General features: G+C 74.9%; 16 protein-coding genes. 9 read left to right on the top strand and 7 right to left on the bottom strand.

Going from position 1 to position 19,465, the window contains the following annotated elements:
- Window positions 1–4: 4 nt before the first annotated feature.
- The 3 genes from CP982_RS19370 to CP982_RS19360 all read left to right on the top strand — a co-directional run bounded on the left by CP982_RS19370 (window position 5) and on the right by CP982_RS19360 (window position 2,658).
- Entirely contained in the window at window positions 5–1,054 is a 1,050-nt protein-coding gene (locus tag CP982_RS19370) for an alcohol dehydrogenase catalytic domain-containing protein (RefSeq protein ID WP_150511703.1), read from the top strand.
- A gap of 82 nt (window positions 1,055–1,136) precedes the next feature.
- Window positions 1,137–1,928 carry an enoyl-CoA hydratase/isomerase family protein gene (locus CP982_RS19365; RefSeq protein WP_150511702.1) on the top strand — a complete coding sequence of 264 codons (792 nt, stop codon included), beginning with the start codon at window positions 1,137–1,139 and terminating at the stop codon, window positions 1,926–1,928.
- A 130-nt stretch (window positions 1,929–2,058) separates the two neighbouring features.
- Window positions 2,059–2,658, top strand: a complete 600-nt coding sequence (locus CP982_RS19360; protein ID WP_150511701.1) for a flavin reductase family protein — start codon at window positions 2,059–2,061, stop codon at window positions 2,656–2,658.
- A gap of 13 nt (window positions 2,659–2,671) precedes the next feature.
- On the opposite strand, the gene CP982_RS19355 is transcribed toward CP982_RS19360, so the two are convergent.
- Window positions 2,672–3,988 (bottom strand): MFS transporter, encoded by a 1,317-nt coding sequence (locus CP982_RS19355; RefSeq protein WP_150511700.1) that lies wholly within the window; start codon window positions 3,986–3,988, stop codon window positions 2,672–2,674.
- Between the two features lie 71 nt (window positions 3,989–4,059).
- On the opposite strand from CP982_RS19355, the gene CP982_RS19350 reads away from it, so the two are divergent.
- Window positions 4,060–5,082, top strand: coding sequence for a GlxA family transcriptional regulator (locus tag CP982_RS19350; RefSeq protein ID WP_150511699.1), 1,023 nt, complete (start codon window positions 4,060–4,062; stop codon window positions 5,080–5,082).
- A 13-nt stretch (window positions 5,083–5,095) separates the two neighbouring features.
- Here CP982_RS19350 and CP982_RS19345 read toward each other — a convergent pair whose 3' ends face one another.
- Window positions 5,096–7,321: an acetate--CoA ligase family protein gene (locus tag CP982_RS19345; protein WP_150511698.1), complete on the bottom strand. Its 2,226-nt coding sequence runs from the start codon at window positions 7,319–7,321 to the stop codon at window positions 5,096–5,098.
- Window positions 7,322–7,649: 328 nt separating this feature from the next.
- Window positions 7,650–8,843: a flavin-containing monooxygenase gene (locus CP982_RS19340; protein ID WP_150511697.1), complete on the bottom strand. Its 1,194-nt coding sequence runs from the start codon at window positions 8,841–8,843 to the stop codon at window positions 7,650–7,652.
- A gap of 207 nt (window positions 8,844–9,050) precedes the next feature.
- Here CP982_RS19340 and CP982_RS19335 point away from each other — a divergent pair, with 207 nt between their 5' ends.
- On the top strand, window positions 9,051–9,473 hold the full coding sequence (locus CP982_RS19335; RefSeq protein WP_150511696.1) for a Zn-ribbon domain-containing OB-fold protein: 423 nt from the start codon (window positions 9,051–9,053) through the stop codon (window positions 9,471–9,473).
- Window positions 9,474–9,635: 162 nt separating this feature from the next.
- Here CP982_RS19335 and CP982_RS19330 read toward each other — a convergent pair whose 3' ends face one another.
- The 3 genes from CP982_RS19330 to CP982_RS19320 all read right to left on the bottom strand — a co-directional run bounded on the left by CP982_RS19330 (window position 9,636) and on the right by CP982_RS19320 (window position 12,166).
- Window positions 9,636–10,154, bottom strand: coding sequence for a GNAT family N-acetyltransferase (locus tag CP982_RS19330; RefSeq protein ID WP_229879425.1), 519 nt, complete (start codon window positions 10,152–10,154; stop codon window positions 9,636–9,638).
- Window positions 10,151–10,819 carry a pyridoxine/pyridoxamine 5'-phosphate oxidase gene (locus tag CP982_RS19325; protein WP_150511695.1) on the bottom strand — a complete coding sequence of 223 codons (669 nt, stop codon included), beginning with the start codon at window positions 10,817–10,819 and terminating at the stop codon, window positions 10,151–10,153. Before CP982_RS19325 ends, CP982_RS19330 begins: the two co-directional genes overlap by 4 nt.
- Before the next feature lie 162 nt (window positions 10,820–10,981).
- Window positions 10,982–12,166, bottom strand: coding sequence for a thiolase C-terminal domain-containing protein (locus CP982_RS19320; RefSeq protein ID WP_150511694.1), 1,185 nt, complete (start codon window positions 12,164–12,166; stop codon window positions 10,982–10,984).
- Window positions 12,167–12,312: 146 nt separating this feature from the next.
- Between CP982_RS19320 and CP982_RS19315 the strand changes: the two genes are divergently transcribed.
- Entirely contained in the window at window positions 12,313–13,551 is a 1,239-nt protein-coding gene (locus CP982_RS19315) for an acyl-CoA dehydrogenase family protein (protein WP_150511693.1), read from the top strand.
- Window positions 13,551–14,045 (top strand): nitroreductase/quinone reductase family protein, encoded by a 495-nt coding sequence (locus CP982_RS19310; RefSeq protein WP_150511692.1) that lies wholly within the window; start codon window positions 13,551–13,553, stop codon window positions 14,043–14,045. Before CP982_RS19315 ends, CP982_RS19310 begins: the two co-directional genes overlap by 1 nt.
- A gap of 112 nt (window positions 14,046–14,157) precedes the next feature.
- Here CP982_RS19310 and CP982_RS19305 read toward each other — a convergent pair whose 3' ends face one another.
- Window positions 14,158–14,805 carry a TetR family transcriptional regulator gene (locus tag CP982_RS19305; protein ID WP_144004003.1) on the bottom strand — a complete coding sequence of 216 codons (648 nt, stop codon included), beginning with the start codon at window positions 14,803–14,805 and terminating at the stop codon, window positions 14,158–14,160.
- Between the two features lie 275 nt (window positions 14,806–15,080).
- Between CP982_RS19305 and CP982_RS19300 the strand changes: the two genes are divergently transcribed.
- Window positions 15,081–15,875 (top strand): VOC family protein, encoded by a 795-nt coding sequence (locus tag CP982_RS19300; RefSeq protein WP_150511691.1) that lies wholly within the window; start codon window positions 15,081–15,083, stop codon window positions 15,873–15,875.
- 181 nt (window positions 15,876–16,056) lie between these two features.
- Window positions 16,057–18,501 (top strand): protein serine/threonine kinase AfsK, encoded by a 2,445-nt coding sequence (afsK, locus tag CP982_RS19295; protein ID WP_150511690.1) that lies wholly within the window; start codon window positions 16,057–16,059, stop codon window positions 18,499–18,501.
- The last annotated feature ends 964 nt before the right edge of the window (window positions 18,502–19,465 follow it).

Here is a 19,465-nt window from a genome sequence, read left to right as displayed (position 1 = left end):
TGCGATGAGGGGCGTGGTGTTCGACGGGCGGAGCGTGGAGGTCGTCGACGACCTGGAGGTGCGGGAGCCTGGGCCCGGCGAGGTCCTGGTGGCCGTCGCGGCGGCCGGGCTCTGCCACAGCGATCTGTCGGTGCTCGACGGGACGATCCCGTTCCCGGTCCCCGTGGTGCTCGGGCACGAGGGCGCGGGCGTCGTGGAGGCCGTGGGGCCCGGCGTCACGCACGTCGTGCCCGGTGACCACGTGGCCCTGTCCACGATCGCGAACTGCGGGGCGTGCGCCGAGTGCCACCGGGGGCGGCCCACCATGTGCCGCAAGGCGATCGGGATGCCCGACCGGCCGTTCGCGCGGGGCGGCACGCCGCTGTACCAGTTCGCGGCGAACTCCTCCTTCGCCGAGCGGACCCTGGTCAAGGCCGTGCAGGCCGTGCGGATACCCAAGGAGATCCCGCTGGCGTCCGCCGCCCTCATCGGGTGCGCGGTGGTCACCGGCGTCGGAGCGGTCCTCAACCGGGCCGAGGTCGCGTACGGGGACTCCGTCGTCGTCATCGGCACCGGGGGCGTCGGGCTCAACGTGCTCCAGGGCGCGCGGATCGCGGGGGCGCGGCCGATCGTGGCCGTCGACGCGAACCCGGACAAGGAGGCGGTGGCACGGCAGTTCGGCGCCACGCACTTCCTGCCGTCGGCCGAGGGCGTGGCCCAGGCCCTGCCGACCGGCGCGGACCACGTCTTCGAGTGCGTGGGCCGGGTGGAGCTCGCCCGGCAGGCCGTCGACCTCCTGGACCGGCACGGGCAGGCGGTGCTCCTCGGGATGCCGCCGGCCGCCGCCGAGGCGTCGTTCGTCGTCTCGTCGCTGTTCCTGGACAAGTCGATCCTCGGCTGCCGGTACGGGTCGTCCCGGCCGCAGCGGGACTTCGCGCTGTACGCGGAGCTGTATCTGGCGGGGCGCCTGCTGCTCGACGAACTGGTGACGCGGACGTACGGGGTGGAGGACTTCGCCCGGGCCCGTGCGGACGCCGAGGCGGGCCGGGTGGCACGGGCGGTGATGGTGTTCTGAGACGTCCGCTCACCGGGCGGTGTGGACCGCCCCCTCCCAGCCGGCGCGCCCGACCATCCCTCACAGAGAGCGGACCCCCTCCATGGCCGACCCCCGCATCCACCACTCCACCAGCCACCACGTCACCTGGATCACCCTCGACCGGCCCGATGTGCGCAACGCGCTCGCGCCGGGCGACCGGGACCGTCTCGTCGGGCTGCTCGACGAGGCCTCCCGCGACCCGGCCACGCGGGCCGTCGTGATCACCGGTAGCGGTGGCGCCTTCTGCGCGGGAGCCGATCTGCGCGGCGCCTCCGGCGGGGGCGAGCGCGTCGCGGGGGACATCGCCCGCACGCTGCGCGAGGGGGCGCAGCGGCTGATCACCGGGGTCCTCGACTGCGAGAAGCCCGTCATCGCCGCCGTGAACGGCACCGCCGCGGGGCTCGGTGCCCATCTGGCGCTCGCCTGCGATCTGGTCCTGGCCGCCGAATCGGCCGCGTTCATCGAGGTGTTCGTCCGCAGGGGCCTGGTCCCGGACGGCGGCGGGGCGTATCTGCTGCCGCGGCTCGTCGGGCCCCAGCGCGCGAAGGAGCTGATGTTCTTCGGCGACGCGCTCGCCGCCGCCGACGCGGAGCGGCTCGGCCTCGTCAACCGCGTCGTGGCGGACGCCGACCTGGAGAAGACCGCCCGCGCCTGGGCGGAGCGCCTTGCCTCCGGGCCCACCCGGGCTCTCGCTCTCACCAAGCAGCTCGTCAACGCGTCCTTGGAGTCCGGGCGTGCCGCCGCGCTGGCCGCGGAGGCTGCCGCCCAGGAGATCAATATGGGTACCCGTGACGCGCGGGAGGGCGTTGCCAGCTTTTTGGAGCGCCGTTCCCCCACCTTTGAGGGGCGTTGAGCGCTTTGCTGGGTGTGCGTCTGCGGGTTCGTCGTGGCTGGTCGCGCAGTTCCCCGCGCCCCTTTGGGGGCGCTCCCCCAGGGACCGCCTCTTCCAATCTGATGGGCCGTCAGCTTCAATGGGGGACGTGATGGGACACGCGGGAATGGCGGCCACGGTCGTGCGCTACCTCAGGTCGGTGGGGGCCCCTACGGCGGTGGCGGTCGATGCCGTGCCGCGGCCCCGGCTGCGGGCCGTCCGTGAGGGTGAGCGCGCGCCGCTCGACGCGGCGGAGTTCCGCCGTGTCCTGGGCACCTTCGCCACCGGCGTCACCGTGGTGACGGCCCCGGCCGAAGGCCGCCGCGGCCCCGCGGGGTTCGCCTGTCAGTCGTTCTCCTCGCTCTCCCTCGATCCGCCCCTGGTCTGCTTCATGGTGGCCCGTACGTCCACGACGTGGCCGCGCATCGCCCGCGCGGGCGTCTTCTGCGTGAACGTGCTCGGTGCGGATCAGGCGGAGCTGTGCCGGGCGTTCGCGGTCAGCGGGGCCGACAAGTTCGCGGGGGTCTCCTACGACGCCGCGCCCGTCACGGGCTCCCCGCGCCTCGCGGGCGCGCCCGCGTGGATCGACTGCACCGTGCACGCGGTGCACACCGGCGGCGACCACCTCATCGTGGTCGGCCGGGTGGAGGCCCTGGACGCCACGGACCGGGAGGCGGCCCCGCTCCTGTTCCACCGCGGCCGCCTGTCCTGAGGCCCGCCCGGGCTCACGCCGGGAGTTCCGCGTCCCGGCCGGTGCGCCGGATCACGAGGGACATCAGGGCCGCGGCCGCGCACAGGCCGCCGGACGCGTACCAGACCACGTCGTACGACCCGAAGACGTCCCGGGCCACGCCGCCGAGGAAGGCGACGAGCGCCGCGCCGACCTGGTGCGAGGCGAGCACCCAGCCGAAGACGATCGCGCTGTCGGCCCCGTAGTGCTCCCGGCACAGGGCGAGCGTGGGCGGCACGGTGGCCACCCAGTCGAGCCCGTAGAAGACGATGAAGAACAGCATCGGGACGTGCACGCTGGGCGCGAGGAGGATCGGCAGGAACACCAGCGAGACGCCGCGCAGCGCGTAGTAGACGGCGAGCAGCCGCCGCGCCTCGAAGCGGTCCGTGAGCCAGCCGGAGGCGATCGTGCCCACGACGTCGAAGACGCCGATCACAGCGAGCAGCGAAGCCGCCGCGGTGACGGGCATGCCGTGGTCGTGCGCGGACGGCACGAAGTGCGTGCGCACCAGGCCGTTGGTGGACGCCCCGCAGATGGCGAAGGTCCCCGCGAGCAGCCAGAACGGGCCGGTCCGCGCCGCGTCGAACAGCACCCGCAGGGTCCGCGCGGCGGCGCCCCGCGTCGGCTCCGGCTTGGGTGTGAACGCGCCGCCGTACGGGGCGAGTCCGACGTCGGCGGGGTGGTCGCGCAGGAGCAGCCACACGAACGGCACCACGGCGAGCGCGGCGAGCGCGACCGTCACGGACGCGGGCCGCCACCCGTGCTCGTCCACGATCCACGCGCACAGCGGCAGGAACACCAGCTGCCCGGAGGCGCCCGCCGCCGTCAGGATGCCGGTGACCAGGCCGCGCCGCTCGACGAACCAGCGGTTGGTGACGGTGGCGGAGAAGGCGAGCGCCATGGACCCGGTGCCCAGGCCGACCAGGAGGCCCCAGTAGAGCATCAGCTGCCAGCTCGCGGTCATCCACACGCTGAGCAGCGCGCCCGCCGCGACCAGGCCGAGGGCGCTCACGACGACCTTGCGGATGCCGAAGCGGTCCATGAGCGCGGCGGCGAACGGCGCGGTGAGCCCGTAGAGCGCCATGTCGATGGAGACCGCGAGGCCGATCTCGCCCCGGGACCAGTCGAACTCCTCGTGCAGGGGGTCGATGAGCAGGCCGGGCAGGGAGTTGAAGGCGGCGCCGCCGATGATCGTCACGAAGGTGACGGCCGCGACGAGCCAGGCGCGGTGGACGCGCGGCGCGCGCCGCCCCCGGCCGCGCGGGGACTCGGTGCCGTCCGGCCGTGCGGAGCTCTCGGTTGTCTGGGTCACGTCAGCCAGGATCGGGCCGGGCCCCGGCGCGATCGAGTGGCCGGGGGGACAGCGTTCGCTAGGATCGGGCCATGGACGGGCAGCGGGCGCGCAGGGGCGGGCGGGGGCGGCGGGCACCGGTCCCGCACCGCGTCGCCGTTCTCGTCATGGACGGTGTCATCCCCTTCGAGCTGGGCATTCCCCAGCGCATCTTCGGCCGCGCGCGGAGCGCCGACGGACGGCGCCTGTACGAGGTCGTGACCTGTTCCGTGCGGCCGCCGGGGCCGGTCCGCACCGACGCCGACTTCGACGTCGTGGTGGAGCACGGGCCCGAGGCGCTCGCCACGGCCGACACGGTCGTGGTGCCCGCCTCGCACGAGCTGGGGCCCGTGTACGAGGAGGGCCGCCTCACCGACGAGCTGGCCGCCGCCCTCGCGCACGTACGTCCCGGCACCCGCATGGTGTCGATCTGCACGGGCGGCTACGTCCTGGCGGCCGCGGGCCTCCTGGACGGCCGCCCGGCGACCACGCACTGGGCGCACGCGGAGCACTTCCAGCGGCTCCACCCGCGCATCGAGGTCGACGCGGACGTGCTGTTCATCGACGACGGCGACGTGCTCACCTCCGCCGGGGTCGCCGCGGGGCTCGATCTGTGTCTGCACGTGGTGCGCCGCGACCACGGCGCCGCCGTCGCCAACGAGGTGGCCCGCTCCACGGTCGTACCGCCGCACCGCGACGGCGGTCAGGCGCAGTACGTCCAGCGCCCGGTGCCCGAGCCGCAGCTGGCGACGACGACCACCGCGCGGGCCTGGGCGCTCGGCCGCCTCCACGAGCCGCTCCAGCTGCGCGACCTGGCCGAGCAGGAGGCGATGTCGGTGCGCACCTTCACCCGCCGCTTCCGCGAGGAGGTCGGCGTCAGCCCCGGCCAGTGGCTCACCCGGCAGCGGGTGGAGCGGGCCCGCCACCTCCTGGAGTCCACGAGCCTGTCCGTCGACCGGGTCGCCCGCGAGTCCGGCTTCGGCACGGCCCAGTCGATGCGCCAGCACCTCCAGTCGGTCCTGGGCGTGACGCCGACGGCCTACCGCCGCACGTTCCGGAACGCGGACGAGGGCTGACCCCGGCGCCCGCTCACCCGCAGCGCGCGAGGGCGTCCAGGGCCACCGCCCCCTGGCCGCGGCCGAGGACCATCAGCGGGTTGATGTCCAGCTCCGCCAGCTGCCCCTCCAGTTCGAGGGCCATCCGCTGGACCCGCAGGACGACCTCGACGAGGGCGTCCAGGTCGGACGGTGGTGCCCCGCGCACGCCGTCCAGGAGGGCCCGGCCGCGCAGTTCGTCGAGCATCGCGCGGGCCTGGTCCTCGCCGAAGGGCGGCACCCGGACCGAGGTGTCGTGCAGGACCTCCACGAGCACCCCGCCGAGCCCCACGGTCACGGTGGGGCCGAACAGCGGGTCCTGGCTGACGCCGACGACCATCTCGACGCCGCGCTCCACCATCTGGCAGACCAGGACGCCGTCCAGGTCGATGTCCTCGTAACGGGCGATGTCGGTGAGGTCGCGGTAGGCGTCGCGGACCTGGCTCGCGGAGGTCAGGCCGATCCGGACGAGGCCGAGTTCGGTCTTGTGGGCGATGCGCGCGCCGGAGGCCTTCATGACGACGGGGTAGCCGACCTGCCCGGCGGCGCGCACGGCCCCGGCCGCGCTGGTGACGAGCTGCTCGCGCGGCACGCGGATGCCGTACGCGCGCAGGAGCTGCTTCCCGGCGTGCTCGCTGAGCAGCTGGCCGGGGCGCATCAGGGCCTCGGCCTTGCGGGAGGAGGGCGAGGCGGTGCGCGGCGCCTCGTCGAAGGGGGAGCGGTAGGCCGTGGTGAAGCGGTGGTGGTCCACGTACGCGCGCACGGCCGTGACGCAGTTGGCGAAGGTGCGGAAGGTGGCGACGCGGGACGAGCCGAGCAGCGTGGAGCGGTAGGCCTCCTCCGTGCCCACCGGGGAGCCCCAGACCACGCAGATCAGCTTGTCCGTCTCCTCCGCCGCGGCGACCAGGTCCTCGGCGAGGCGGTCGCTCATCGGCGGGAACGGACCCGTGATGGGGCAGATCAGGACGCCGATCGCGGGGTCGGCCAGGATCGCGTCGATGATCTTGCGGCCGCGCCAGTCGCCGACGGGGTGGCCGCCGTTGTCGATGGGGTTGGAGACGTTCAGATAGTGCGGGATCCACTGGTGGAGCTCGGTCTGCTTCGGCTCCGCGAGCGTCGGCAGACTGAGGCCCGCAGCCGTCGCGAGGTCGGCGAAGTGCGCGCCCGTGCCGCCGGAGATCGAGTAGACGGCCACGCCGTCCGCGCGGGGCGGCCGGGCACGGGCCAACAGGGCCGCGGTGTCCTGGAGTTCGTCGAGCCCGTCGACGCGTATCACGCCGAACTGCCGCATCGCCGCGTCCACGACGGTGTCGGCACCGGTCAGCTTGCCGGTGTGGGACGCGGCCGTGCGGGCGCCGGTCTCGGTGCGGCCGACCTTGACGGCGACGACCGGGACGCCGCGCCGGGCGGCCCGGTCGGCGGCGAGCAGGAAGGCGCGGCCGTCCTTGAGGCCCTCCACGTACGCGGCGATGGCGCCGACGTCCGGCTGCTCGGCGAAGTACGAGACGAAGTCGGCGGTCTCCAGATCGGCCTCGTTGCCGGTGGGCGCCCAGTGGGAGAGGCGGATGCCCAGCTCCTGGAGGGTGAACAGGGGGCGGCCCTGGTGGCCGGACTGGGTGATGAGGGCGATGGCGGGGCCTTGGAGGTCCTCGCGGAACTCCTCGAAGGCGTTGAGGTTGGTGTTCGGGCCGAGCAGGCGCAGGCCCGAGCGGCTCACGGCGGCGGCGAGCCGGGCCTGCGCGGCGGCGCCCGCCGCGCCGGTCTCGGCGAAGCCGGAGGCGAAGACGACCGCGAAGCGCGCCTTGGCCTCGGCGAGTTCCTCGACGACGGGCAGCGGGTCGCGCACCAGGACGACCGCCACGTCGACGGGGCCCGGCAGGTCCGCGACCGAGCGGGCGCAGGGGATGCCGAAGACGGCGGGCCGGGTGGGGTGCACCGGGTACAGACGGGCGCCGACGCGCCCGGCCCAGTCGACGAGCTTGCGGGTGATGCCGGTGTGGGGCCGCCCCTCGGCGTCGGACGCGCCGATGACGGCGACGGTTTCCGGCCGGAAGAAGCGGTCGAGATCGGGGGCGTCGGCGTACAGCGGGCGCCCGCTGACGTCCAGGTCTCCGGGGGTGGCGGCACGGCCGTGGACGGTGGCGGCGGGGAGGTTGCCGCAGGCGACGGCGCGTGCGCGGCGGGGGTCGGAGGTGAAGGTGCCGTACGTCGATCCAAGCATCGGTACGCCCGCTCCTGTGTGACAGCGACGACTGGGCCGGCCGGGCCCCGGTGGACGGGGGCCGCGGGCGGCTGCGACAGTGCCGGGACTCGTAACTGACGCTTAGTCAGATTACTGAACTGACGGCCTGTCAGGAATGGGGCTGCGGGCAAAGTCCGTGGCGGGCGGCGGGCTCCGCGACCGGCGCGCGGCAGGGCTCCGCCCGGCGGGGCGCGTGGGGCCGCTGCGGCGGTTGCGCACCCGCCCTTCCACCGAACCGTACGAACCACCGCCTGCCAAGAGCGCCTCGGGCAACTGGCCGGTTGCGTACGGGTGCCCGGGGCCAGGCCTAGGCCGCGGACCGCGCCACTGCGCGGGCGATCCGGCCCGCGTCCCTCGCCAGCTCCCGCAGCATTCCGCTGATGGGGTTGGTGAAGCCGGTGAAGTACAGGTCCGGGGCCTCGGGGGCGGTGCGCGGGCCGTGCGCGCGGGGGCGGCCGCGCGCGTCGAGGACGCCGAGGTGGCCGAGGAGGGGCTCCAGGGCGCGGCGGTAGCCGGTGGCGGCGATGACGGCGTCGGGCCCGACGCGGCTGCCGTCGGCGAGGAGCACCTTGCCGCCCTCGAAGGACTCGACGGCGGCGACGGGTTCGACCCGGCCCGCGCGCACCGCGTCGATGAGCCCGACGTCCTGCACCGGGATGGCGCCGTCTCGGGCGCGCGAGTACAGGCCGGTCGCGGGGCGCGGCAGGCCGTGCGCGGACAGGTCGGGCACGCTGACGCGGGCGATGGCGCGGCCGAGCCGGTCGACGACCGGCACCGGCAGCCTGCGGCACAGGATGCCGGAGCGCTGCGCGGGCCAGCCCGCGGTGGAGCGGCGCACGATGTGCGGCGCGGTGCGCACGGCGAGGCGGACGCGGGCGGCGCCGCCCTCCGCGAGGTCGACGGCGATCTCCGCGCCCGTGTTGCCGACGCCGACGACGAGGACGTCCTGGCCGGCGTAGGGGGTGGGGTCGCGGTAGGCGGAGGCGTGCCGGAGGTCGCCGGGGAAGGTGTCGGCGCCGGGCCAGTCGGGGACGTGCGGGGTGTGGTTGTAGCCGGTGGCGACGATCACCGCGCGGCCGGTCAGCTCGCGCCCTCCGGTGGCCCGCAGGAGCCAGCCGTCGTCGTCGGCCGTGCGCTCCAGGCGGGTCACCTCGACGCCGGTGACGACGTCCAGTTCGTGGTGCTCCGCGTACTTCTCCAGATAGCGGACCACGTCGTCCCTGCGGACCCAGCGGCCGAACGAGCGCGGCATCGCGAGGCCGGGCAGCGCGGAGAGGCGGCGCGTGGTGTGCAGCCGGAGGCGGTCGTAGTGGCCGCGCCAGGACGCGCCGACGCGGTCGGACTTCTCAAGCACCACGGCGCGTACGCCGCGTGCGCGCAGCGCGGCCGCGACGGCGAGGCCGCCGGGGCCGCCGCCGATGACGTACACGGGGCGGACCGGCCCTGGTCTCTCCGGGAGGGGCCGGTCGGTGCTGGGGGGCGGTGGGTTCGAGTCGGCCATGACGGGAGAGTAGCCACGCCGTCACTTGATGGGTGACGGACAAGTCCGAAACCGGTTGCGAATTGATCACGTACGACGGCCTCTTGCGCGCGGCCTGACCGTTGCGCTGAACTGACACCCCATCAGTTACGCCTCTTCGGCCCCGCTGATCAGGAGAGATTCCCGCATGGACACCCACCGCCCCAGCGGCACCGCACGCCCCGGCCGATGACGGGCGACGGACGACCCCGCTCCGACCTCCCCGAAGTTGACGCCTTCACCCGGACCTACTGGGACGCGGCCGCCGAGGGGCTGCTGCTGATCCGCCGCTGCCGCGCGCCCGGCTGCGGGCGCGCGCACCACTACCCGCGCGAGTTCTGCCCGCACTGCTGGAGCGAGGACGTCACCTGGGAGCCGTCCCGCGGCCGCGCCACGCTCTACACCTGGTCCGTCGTCCACCGCAACGACCTGCCGCCCTTCGACGCGCGCGTGCCGTACGTCGCCGCCGTCGTCGACCTCGCGGAGGGCCCGCGGATGATGACCGAGGTCGTCCGCTGCCCGGAGCGGGACCTGCGGATCGGCATGGAGCTGCGCGTCGCCTTCCGCGAGGCGGCGGAGGGCCTGGCGGTGCCGGTGTTCGAACCGGGCTGAATTCAGCCCGTCCGGGGCCGGACGGGCCGGCAGGGCTCCGGCGCGGGTCGGCCGTCCCGTGTCGGCCCGCGGACAGGGTCCGGTCCGCACTGGCGCCATTCAGCCCGTCCGGCGCTTGAGGACGAGGCCGAAGGCCGATGAGGCCGGTCCGCAGCCCGGTGGCTACGGCGCGGCGACCTGTTTCACATAGCGGTGGCACGGGACGCGGATGGGTCCTGTGGCGCTCGCGGCCAGGTATTCGAAGAGGCCCTCGTCGCGCCAGCCGTGGCGTTCGTAGAAGCGCCGCGCGCGGGCGTTGCCGTCGACGACCGCGAGCCAGGCGCGCCGGTGGCCCTTGGCGGCGACCACGCGCTCGGCCTCGGCGAGCAGGGCCGCGGCCACGCCCGTGCCCCGGTGCGCGGCGGCCACGTAGACCTGCTCGACCTCGTCGTCGACCACCATCACGAACCCGGCGTGCACCCCGCCGACGAGCGCGACCACCGTGTCGTCGACGCGGCGCGGGGCGCGCAGCACGAACGACTGCGGGGTGCGGACCGTGAGGAGCGCCTCCGGCACGTGCCCCAGATGGCCGTCGCTCCAGCCCGCGTGCCAGATCGCGGCGACCGCGGCGGCGTCCTCCGCGCGGGCGGGGCGCAGCACGGGACCGGCGCCTTCTCCGGTCAGGCCTTCCTCTTCGGTCACGGCCACAGCAACTCCCTCAGCCAGCCCCCCTGTTGGTCCCCCGCCCGGTACCGGAGGCGTACGTGCCGCCGTCGGGCGTCCCCTTGGAAGAACTCCACCTCATCGGGGGCCAGTACGTACAGTGTCCAGCTCGGCGCGTCGGCGTCCGGTCGCTCCGCCGCCCGCTCCCAGGCGGCCTCCGACGCCCGCGTCAACTCGGCGCGCGAGCCGAGGACTTCGCTCTGGTGTCCGACGAGCGCCGCGGCGAGCGCCCCCGTCGTCCGGGCGTGCAGGTCCGCGAGGGCCTCGGCGTGCGGGGCGACGGCGACCGGGCCGCGCAGCCGGATCTGGCGGGCCTGGGCGGGCCAGTAGAAGTGCAGGGCCGCGTGCGGCACGCGCGCGAGCTGGCGGCCCTTGCGGCTGATGTCGTGCGAGGCGAAGTGCCAGCCCGCGGCGTCGGCGTCGTGCAGCATGACGGTGCGCGCGTCGGCGCGGCCCGCCTCGTCCGAGGTCGCCAGGGTCATGGTGTGCGGCTCGGCCTGTCCCGCGGCCACCGCCTCGGCGAACCAGCGGTGGAAGAGGCCGAGCGGTGCGTCGGGTGCGGCCGCCGGGTCGAAGACGGGGAGTTCGGTGTCCCACACCTTCTGGGATCTGAGCAGGTCGCGAAAGCCGTCCGTCGTCGTCATGGCTCGATTGTGCGCCCACGGGCCCCTCGATCACCTCCCCCCTCCCGATACGCCGGCCGCCTCCGCAGGCTCTGCGGTGCCTTGCCGTCGATCGCCTGCGGGTTCGTCCTGGCTGGGCGCGCAGTTCCCCGCGCCCCTTCGGGGCGCTCCCGTCCGGCCCGCTCAGTCGCGGCCTAGGACCACCGTTCCCGATGAGCAGAACCAGCCGCCTGTGCCCGATGCCACCGCCAGTTGGGGGAGGCGGCCGTTCGGGCCCCGGACCTGGCGGGCCTCGCCCGCGTCGCCGCGCAGCTGCCGCACCGCCTCCACGAGCAGGAACAGGCCGCGCATGCCGGGGTGCTGGGCGGAGAGCCCGCCGCCGTCGGTGTTGGTCGGCAGCTCGCCGCCCCGCAGAAGGCGCCCCTTCTCCACGAACGCGCCGCCCTCGCCCTTCGCGCAGAACCCGAGGTCCTCAAGCGTCACCAGGGTCATATAGGTGAAGGCGTCGTAGATCTGCGCCACGTCGATGTCGGCGGGCCGCACCCCGGCCCGCTCGAAGGCGAGCCGCCCGCTGACGGCCGCGGGGGAGACGGTGAAGTCCCGCCACTCGGACATGGCGGTGTGCGAGACGTGCTCGCCGGTGCCGAGGACCCAGACGGGCCGGGGCGCGCAGTCGCGCACGAGGTCCTCGGCCGCGAGCAGGACCGCGCAGCCGCCGTCGGAGCGCAGACAGCAGTGCAGCCTGGTGAACGGGTCGGCGATCATGGGCCCGCCGAGCACGTCGTCGACCGTGATCGGCGCGCGGTGCATCGCCTCCGGGTTGGTCGCCGCGTTGGCCCGCGCCTGCACGGCCACGGACGCGAGCTGCTCGAGCGTGGTGCCGTACTCGTGCATGTGGCGCCGGGCCGCCATCGCGTACTTGGCGATCAGCGAGTGCCCGTAGGGGACCTCGAACTGGAGGGGGCCGCGCGCCCCGAAGGACAGGTTGCCCGTGCGGCGGCCCGCCCTGACGTCCGCGCGCGCCGTCGAGCCGTACACGAGCAGGACGGCGTTGGCGTGCCCCGCCGCGATCGCGTCCGCCGCGTGCGCCGCCATGACCTCCCAGGTGGCGCCGCCCACGGCGGTGGAGTCCACCCAGCGCGGGCGGAGGCCCAGATACTCCGCGACCTCGACGGGTGCGAGCGTGCCGAGGCCCGCGGAGGCGAGCCCGTCCACGGCGTCCCGGCCGAGCCCGGCGTCGGCGAGCGCGCGCCGGGCGGCCTGGGCGTGCAGGGCGTAGGGCGTGGCGTCGTCCACGCGGCCGCAGTCGGCGAGGGCGACCCCCACGACGGCGACCTTGCGGGTTCCTGTGCGCGAGGGGCTCGGCATGGATCTGACGGTACATCAGACGACCCGGGCGGCGGGAGGCCGTCGCGGGCCTGGGCATCTGTCCCTCGCGGTCCTAACATGTCGGCCCGTCGCCGCACGTGACGGTTCGTCAGATACGGGTGTGCCGCCCGGGGAGGAGCCCGCCGATGGACGCCGCCTGCACAGTGGAGCAGGACGAGATCCGCCGCGCCGTGCGCGAGGTCGTCACCAAGCGCCGGGCCGCCGACGGGGTCCGCGCCGCCGTACGCACCCCCGCCGGGTACGACGCCGCGCTCTGGGGCGCCCTCGCGGGGCGGCTCGGCCTGTCCGGGCTCGCGCTGCCCGAGGAGTACGGCGGTGCGGGCTGCGGGGTCACCGAACTCGCCCTGGCCGGGGAGGAGCTGGGCCGGACGCTCGCCCCGTCGCCGCTGTTCGCCACCGCCGTGCTCGCCGCGCCGCTGCTGCTCCGCCTCGGCACCGATGGGCAGCGCGCCGCGCTCCTGCCCCGGGTCGCGTCCGGCGACCTCACGGCCGCCCTCGCCGTGCCCGGGGCGGCGCTCGGCGCCGCGCTCGGCCTCACCGGCGACAACGGCGGCGCCTGGGCGGGCGGCGGCCGCGCGGGCGGCGTCCAGGCCACCGCCGCCACCGGCTCCTGGCGGCTGTACGGACAGGTGGACCAGGTCCTCGACGGGCACAGCGCGGGGCTGCTGCTCGTCGCCGCGCACACCGGCGGCTTCGCCCGCTCGCGGACCCTGCTGTTCCTCGTACGCGGCGAAGCCCCCGGGCTCGTCCGCACCCGGCGGACCGCCCTCGACGAGACGCGCGCCCGGGCCCGTCTCGAACTCCGGGACGTAGAGGCGGAGTTGCTGGGTGAAGGCGCGGGCGACGACGTGCTCCCCGCCCTCGCGGACGTGGGGGAGCGGGCCGCCGCGGTGCTCGCCGCCGAGGCCGTCGGCGCCGCGGACGAGGCGCTCGCGCGCACCCTCGGACACGTCAAGGAGCGCGAGCAGTTCGGCCGCCCGGTCGGATCGTTCCAGGCGGTGAAGCACCGCCTCGCGGACGTGTACGTGGCGGTGTGCGCGGCGCGCTCCGCGGCGTACTACGCGGCGTGGGCGGCGGGCGCGGCGGTTCCGCCGGGCCTGGAGGGGGTGACGCCCGAGCCCGTCGCGGGGATCGCGCTCGCGTGTGCCCTCGACGCGCTGCGGACGGCGGCGTCGGAGGCCGTCCAGCTGCACGGCGGGATCGGCTTCACCTGGGAGCACGACGCGCACCTGTTCTTCAAACGGGCGTCGGGCGACGAGCTGCTCTTCGGCCCCGCGCACCGGCTGCGGGCGTACGCGGCCGAACGCGCCGGACTGTTCACGGGGCAGGCCGACGCCGTGGCGTCCGCGCGGGTGGCGGTCTGATGGCCGCGCCCGGCGTCCGGTTCGTACGGAGGGTGTCGGCGACCCGCGCCTTCGCCCGGGTCGCCCCGCACGTGGTGCCCGCCGTGGACCGCGCGGTGCACCGGCTCACGCGCGGAAGGGTGCTGCTGAGCGCGCGCATGCTGCCGGGGCTCGTGCTCACGGCGCGGGGTGCCAGAAGCGGACTCGCGCGGCGGACGCCGCTGGCCTGTGTGGAGTGGCGGGAGGGCGGTTGGCTGCTGGTCGGCTCCAACTTCGGGCGCCCCGCCCACCCCGCGTGGACCGCCAATCTGCTGGCCCACCCGGAGGCGGAGATCAGCTGGCGGGGCCGGGACGTGCCGGTGCGGGCCCGGCTGCTCACGGGCGACGAGCGGGCCCGCGCCTGGGCGGCGGCCCTGGAGTTCTGGCCGCCGTACGCGGCGTACCAGAAGCGGGTGGACCGGGAGATCCGGATATTCCGCCTCGAACGCCGGACGGAAGGCCCGTCCGGCGGGTGAGGTCGAGGCGCGAGGCGCCGAGAACGGAGGCAAGGGGAAAGGGGGCGCAGCCCCGTGCGGCGCGGCCCGGTGTGACCGCGCCGGGGTGACAGGACGTGAGGGGCCGCGGCCGTTACTTCGTGGGCTTCTTGCCCGTGACGCCCATATGGACCAACACGGCCAGATTCGGCTTCAGTTCGGCCTGTTTGACGCCCCATGTCTGGAATCCGCGCTGATGGGACGCCACCGCGGCGAGCATCGCCACCAGCGAGCCGGCCATCGCGGCGGGGCTCACGTCCTTGTCGACCTTGCCCTTGGACTGGAGCTCCTTGACGGTGTCCGCAAGGGAGTTGTTCACCGAGTTCAGGATCTTCATCCGGATCTTGTAGAAGCGCTTGTCGCCCTCGGCGGCGCCCAGGTCGACCACCCGGAGGATCGCGTCGTTCTTCCGCCAGAACTCCAGGAAGCCGTCGACGAGGTCCTGCGACGTCTGCAAGGCTGCCTTGCCGACCCAGGAGCGGCCCTCCAGGAGGTGGGTCAACTCCGCGCCCTCGGTGGCCATTTGCTCGGCGATCTCCAGGACCGCGCCTTCGACGTCCGGGAAGTACTGGTAGAACGTCGCCGGTGAAGTGCCCGCCTTCCGGGCGACATCGATGACCTTCACGTCGCGGTAGGGGGAGGAGCTGAGCATCTCGCTCAGGCAGTCGAGCAGTTTCTGACGTGTCGCCTGACCGCGTCGACCGGCCACTCGGCCGTCGACGGTTCGTACCTGTCCTGTCATGCCGTCAGCTTACCGAGGGGTGATCGGAGCGCGATTCGACCGAGTGCAAATGGGGTTGGAGCGGTGGCACAGGGGCGCTGGAGAGGGTTCTGAGTGCGCCGGAGGGCGCCCGTGAGGGGAGGTGCGCGCCGTCCGAAATGAATGGGACGCATGTTCGATTCGATGGGCTGCGCGGTCCCGGCCGTGCGGTTAGCTTGACTGTGACGGAAGCCATAGGAAGGCCTTCCGGGCGGGCCGACGGCAAGCGCCGCGGCAGGAGCTGAGGAAACGGTTCTATGGAATTCGCGGAAGGCGTCCCCTGCTGGGTGGACGCGATGCTGCCCGACGTGGAGGGCGGCAAGCGTTTCTACGGTGAGCTCTTCGGGTGGACCTTCGACGAGGGCGCGGGCGCCGAGTACGGGCACTACACCCAGGCGCTGCTCGACGGTGAGCCGGTCGCCGCGCTCGCCGCCAAGCCCGACGGCCGCATGCCGACCACCTGGACGGTCTATCTGGCGACGCCCGACGCGGCCACGGCCGCCGCCCGGGTCACGGCCGCGGGCGGGCAGGTGATCACGGAGCCGGTGCCGGTGGGTCCCTTCGGCACGATGGGGCTCGTGACCGACCCCGAGGGCGCGGTCTTCGGCCTCTGGCAGGCGGGGAGCCACCACGGCTTCGGCAGGCTCCGGGAGCCGGGCGCCTACTGCTGGACCGAGGTGTACGTACGCGACAAGAGTGCCGTGGACCCGTTCTACGAGTCCGTCTTCGCGTACGGCGTCGACGACGTCGAGGTCGGCGGCGATGTCGGTGGCGAGGTCGGCAGTGAGGAATTCCGCATCTGGTCGCCGGAGGGCGCCGAGGCCGGGCCCGGGACCGCGGTCGGGGGCCGCGCCGTGATGTCGGGCGCCGTGCCCGCGGAGATGCCCGCGCACTTCCTCAGCTACTTCAGCGTGGCGGACTGCGACGCGACGGCCGCCGCGGCACGACGTCTCGGCGGGCGGGTGCGGACCGAGCCGTTCGACATGCGGTACGGCAGGGTGGCCGTGCTCGTCGACAACCAAGGGGCGACATTCGGCATCCTCCAGGACTGAAGTCCCCCATCCAGTACCCTTGCGCGGCTTTTGTCCGTAAACATCCCGATGTTGCCCCGGGTTCGCAACCATCGCCCGGGACAGGAAGAATCAGGGTGCGTGCCGCCCGAGCGGCTCGGTGGTGAGACGCTGCACGAGGCCGCTGTGGAACGGCGGCCGGGTACGGGGAGGTGGCAGGCAAGTGGTGGACCAGCTGACGCAGCACGATCCGCGGCGGATCGGCCCGTTCGAGGTCCTTGGGCGGCTCGGTGCCGGCGGCATGGGGCTCGTATATCTCGCGCGCTCCGCGTCCGGACGGCGCGTGGCGATCAAGACGGTGCGGACGGAGCTCGCCGAGGACCAGCTGTTCCGGGTCCGCTTCACGCGCGAGGTGGAGGCCGCGCGCGCCGTCTCCGGCTTCTACACGGCCGCGGTGGTGGACGCCGACCCGCGCGCCGCCGTGCCCTGGCTCGCCACGGCGTACGTGCCCGCGCCCTCGCTCGAAGAGATAGTGAACGAGCACGGGCCGCTGCCCACCCAGGCCGTGCGCTGGCTCGCCGCGGGCGTCGCCGAGGCCCTGGAGTCCATCCACGGCGCGGGCCTGGTGCACCGCGACCTGAAGCCGTCCAACGTCCTCGTCGTCGAGGACGGCCCCCGCGTCATCGACTTCGGCATCGCGTCCGGCGTCTCCAACACTCGTCTGACCATGACGAACGTCGCGGTCGGCACCCCCGCCTACATGTCGCCCGAGCAGGCGAAGGACTCCCGCAGCGTCACCGGCGCCAGCGATGTCTTCTCCCTCGGCTCCACCCTCGTCTTCGCCGCCACCGGGCACGCGCCGTTCCACGGCGCCAACCCCGTCGAGACCGTCTTCATGCTCCTTCGCGAGGGCCCCGACCTGGAGGGCCTGCCCGACGAGCTGCGGCCGCTCATCGAGTCCTGCATGCAGATGGACGCCACGCTGCGGCCCAGCCCCGCCGACCTCCAGGCCCAGCTCGCCCCGCACCTGTTCGCCTCCGAGAGCTCCGGCGACGACAGCGGCACCGCGTCCGCCTGGCTGCCCGAGCGGGCCGTGGCCCTCATCGAGGCCCGGCGCGGCGGACGGCCGCCCGCGCGCGCCGCCGCCACCGCGGGCTCCGTGGGGCGCAACAGCCGCGCCGGGGCCGCGTCCGCGCCCGTGTCCATGCCGCCCCCGCCGCGGCAGGCGCCCGCCATGCCCGCGCACGCCCCGTCGCAGGCGGCCCCGTCCGCGCCCTCGCACGCCGCGTCGCGCGCCCCCTTCCACGGCGGCGCGCCCGACCTCCACGGGGGCCTGCCCGACGCCGGGCCCGTGCAGCTCGCGGGCGCCCCGGTGCCGATCGGGCCCGGGCCCCGGGTCGCCGAGGCCCGCGCCGCCGCCGCGCCGCAGCCCTCCGGGCTCGCCGGATCCTGGTCCCGCTCCGCGGCGCCCGCCCCGGCGCAGCCGCGCGCCAACGGCACCGGGCCCGCCGCCGCGCCCACCGGCGCCGGGGCCGCCGCGGGCGGCTCCTGGCGGCCCTGGCGGTTCCGCATGTCGAACGACGTGTGGGGCACGCCCGCCGTCGCCGGGAACCTCGTCTACGTCACCTCCTTCGAGGTCCACGCCCTCGACGTGGGCACCGGGCGGCGCAGCTTCAAGACCCGCGACGTCGCCTGGTCCATGGCCGTCGCGGACGGCCGCATCCACGCGTCCGACGGGCCCACCCTCTACGCCCTCGACGGCTCCGACGGCACCGACCTGTGGCGCCTGTCCACCGACGCCTGGGTGTACGCCCTCCAGGCCGACCGGGGCACCGTCGTCACCGCCACGCGCGGCGGCGGCGTCCAGGGCTGGGAGGCCGCCAACGGCGAGAAGCTCTGGGAGATCACCGGCGCCCAGACCGAGTTCGAGACGCCCGAGGCCGCGCCCGTCATCCGCGACGGCACGGTGTACGTCTGGAAGGACGCCCGGCTCCGCGCCGTCGACGCCCGCAGCGGCATCGAGCGCTGGTCGTACCCCATCGGCGACGCCGCGTCCTGCGGCGGCGTGCCCGTCCGCGTGACCCAGGCCGACGACGGCTTCGTGTACGTGGCCGCGGGCACCCGCGTCCTCGCCCTGGACGTCGCGGCCGGACATGTGCGCTGGCACTTCGAGGCGCCCGCCGCGTTCCTCTCCCCGCCCGCCTTCGCGCCGGGGCCCGCCGTCACCGGGGGCGGCGTCTACCTCGCCGACTACCTGGGCACCGTGTACGCCCTCGACGCCACGGACGGCCGCGACCGCTGGCGCATCGCCACCGAGTCCCGCTCCTCCGTCGACCCCGTCCTGGTCGCCGACGGGCATGTCCACGTCGGCAGCGGCAAGGGCCTCTACACCCTCGACGCCGTCACCGGCACCCCCAAGTGGCGCTTCCAGGCGGGCGGCGAGGTCGTCGGCTCCCCGGTCGTCGCCGACCGCCGCATCCACTTCGGCGCCACCGACCACCTCCTCTACACCCTCAAGGCCGACGACGGCCGCCTCCGCTGGAAGCTCGCCACCGGTGGTGAGATCACGGGGGCGCCGGTGGTGCGGGACGGGGTGGTTTATGCGTGCAGCAAGGACCGGTGCGTGTACGCGCTCGACGCGGAACGAGGCACAGCCACAGCCCGCTAACCCCCCGACCCCAGCCTTGGCCCCACCCCGGCCCCAGCCCCAGCTCCGGCCTTGGCTCCGGCTTCGGCCTCGGCCCCGGCCCGGCCTTGGCCCCGCTCCGCTTCCGCCCCGGCCCCGGTTCGCCCTTGGCCTTGGCCCCGGCTCTGGCTCAGCCTGGGCTTTGGCCCCGCCGTGGCTCCGAATCCGCCCCGCCCCGACTTCGGTTCCGTCCCTGCCCCGGCCTTGGCTCCGGCCCCGCCCCAGCCCTGACTTCGGTTCCGTCCCGGCCTTGGCCCCGGCTCCGGTCCCGGCCTCCGCCCTGGGCCCAGCTCCGTGCCGGGGTCGCGCTGCGCGCGCCCGGGGCAGTCCCACCCACCCGCCCTGAGCTATGGCCTTGCCGAAGCCCACCACCCATCGGGGCCTGGGCCTGCCCGCCAGGGTCCGCCCAACCGACAAGGGTCGGACTGCCCCAGCGAGGCCGCCCACTTGGGTTCGGCCTGCCCGCCATGGCCAGGTTCACGACCGCTCACCCCCGTGCCATCGCCCCCCAGGCCACCAACGGCAGGCAGCAACCTTGCTCCCACCCGGAACACGGGCCACAGCGACAGCGCTTCACCCCGCCCGGTGCACCCACACACACGCCCGGGGCAGTCCCGCCCCCAAGGCACGGGCCCAACGACAGCGCTCCGCGCCCTCGGAACGCTCCCGCTGGGGGCGAGAGCCCGCAGGGCGGCAGCCGCAGCGCTTCGACAAGGAGCCGTGTCCCCCAGGCCCGGGACGGTCCAGCCCCGTGCCCTGCCTGGAACCCAGCGGCCGCGCTCCATGTGCCCGGGGGCCCCGGCCTCATTGGGGTCGCAAGGCGCAGGCCGACATCGGCGGCGCCCCGAGCCAGGCCACGCTCGAACAGCTTGGCGCGGTCCCGCCACCCGCCCCCGCCAGGGCACACCGGTTCACGGAACGCCATCGGCAGCGCCCCCAGCTCGAG

The organism is Streptomyces spectabilis (assembly GCF_008704795.1).
In the GTDB taxonomy this organism is placed as follows: domain Bacteria; phylum Actinomycetota; class Actinomycetes; order Streptomycetales; family Streptomycetaceae; genus Streptomyces; species Streptomyces spectabilis.
Note: the sequence above shows the minus strand (reverse complement) of the source record. Positions and strands in the feature narration are given on the sequence as shown.

What these genes read in the sequence shown, in the direction of transcription:
- CP982_RS19305 (WP_144004003.1), bottom strand. Translation starts at nt 14,805, where the DNA reads ATGACAGGACAGGTACGAACCGTCGACGGCCGAGTGGCCGGTCGACGC.
- CP982_RS19360 (WP_150511701.1), top strand. Translation starts at nt 2,059, where the DNA reads ATGGGACACGCGGGAATGGCGGCCACGGTCGTGCGCTACCTCAGGTCG.
- CP982_RS19325 (WP_150511695.1), bottom strand. Translation starts at nt 10,819, where the DNA reads ATGACGACGACGGACGGCTTTCGCGACCTGCTCAGATCCCAGAAGGTG.
- CP982_RS19320 (WP_150511694.1), bottom strand. Translation starts at nt 12,166, where the DNA reads ATGCCGAGCCCCTCGCGCACAGGAACCCGCAAGGTCGCCGTCGTGGGG.
- CP982_RS19365 (WP_150511702.1), top strand. Translation starts at nt 1,137, where the DNA reads ATGGCCGACCCCCGCATCCACCACTCCACCAGCCACCACGTCACCTGG.
- CP982_RS19315 (WP_150511693.1), top strand. Translation starts at nt 12,313, where the DNA reads ATGGACGCCGCCTGCACAGTGGAGCAGGACGAGATCCGCCGCGCCGTG.
- CP982_RS19370 (WP_150511703.1), top strand. Translation starts at nt 5, where the DNA reads ATGAGGGGCGTGGTGTTCGACGGGCGGAGCGTGGAGGTCGTCGACGAC.
- CP982_RS19350 (WP_150511699.1), top strand. Translation starts at nt 4,060, where the DNA reads ATGGACGGGCAGCGGGCGCGCAGGGGCGGGCGGGGGCGGCGGGCACCG.
- CP982_RS19335 (WP_150511696.1), top strand. Translation starts at nt 9,051, where the DNA reads ATGACGGGCGACGGACGACCCCGCTCCGACCTCCCCGAAGTTGACGCC.
- CP982_RS19300 (WP_150511691.1), top strand. Translation starts at nt 15,081, where the DNA reads ATGGAATTCGCGGAAGGCGTCCCCTGCTGGGTGGACGCGATGCTGCCC.
- CP982_RS19345 (WP_150511698.1), bottom strand. Translation starts at nt 7,321, where the DNA reads ATGCTTGGATCGACGTACGGCACCTTCACCTCCGACCCCCGCCGCGCA.
- CP982_RS19340 (WP_150511697.1), bottom strand. Translation starts at nt 8,843, where the DNA reads ATGGCCGACTCGAACCCACCGCCCCCCAGCACCGACCGGCCCCTCCCG.
- CP982_RS19310 (WP_150511692.1), top strand. Translation starts at nt 13,551, where the DNA reads ATGGCCGCGCCCGGCGTCCGGTTCGTACGGAGGGTGTCGGCGACCCGC.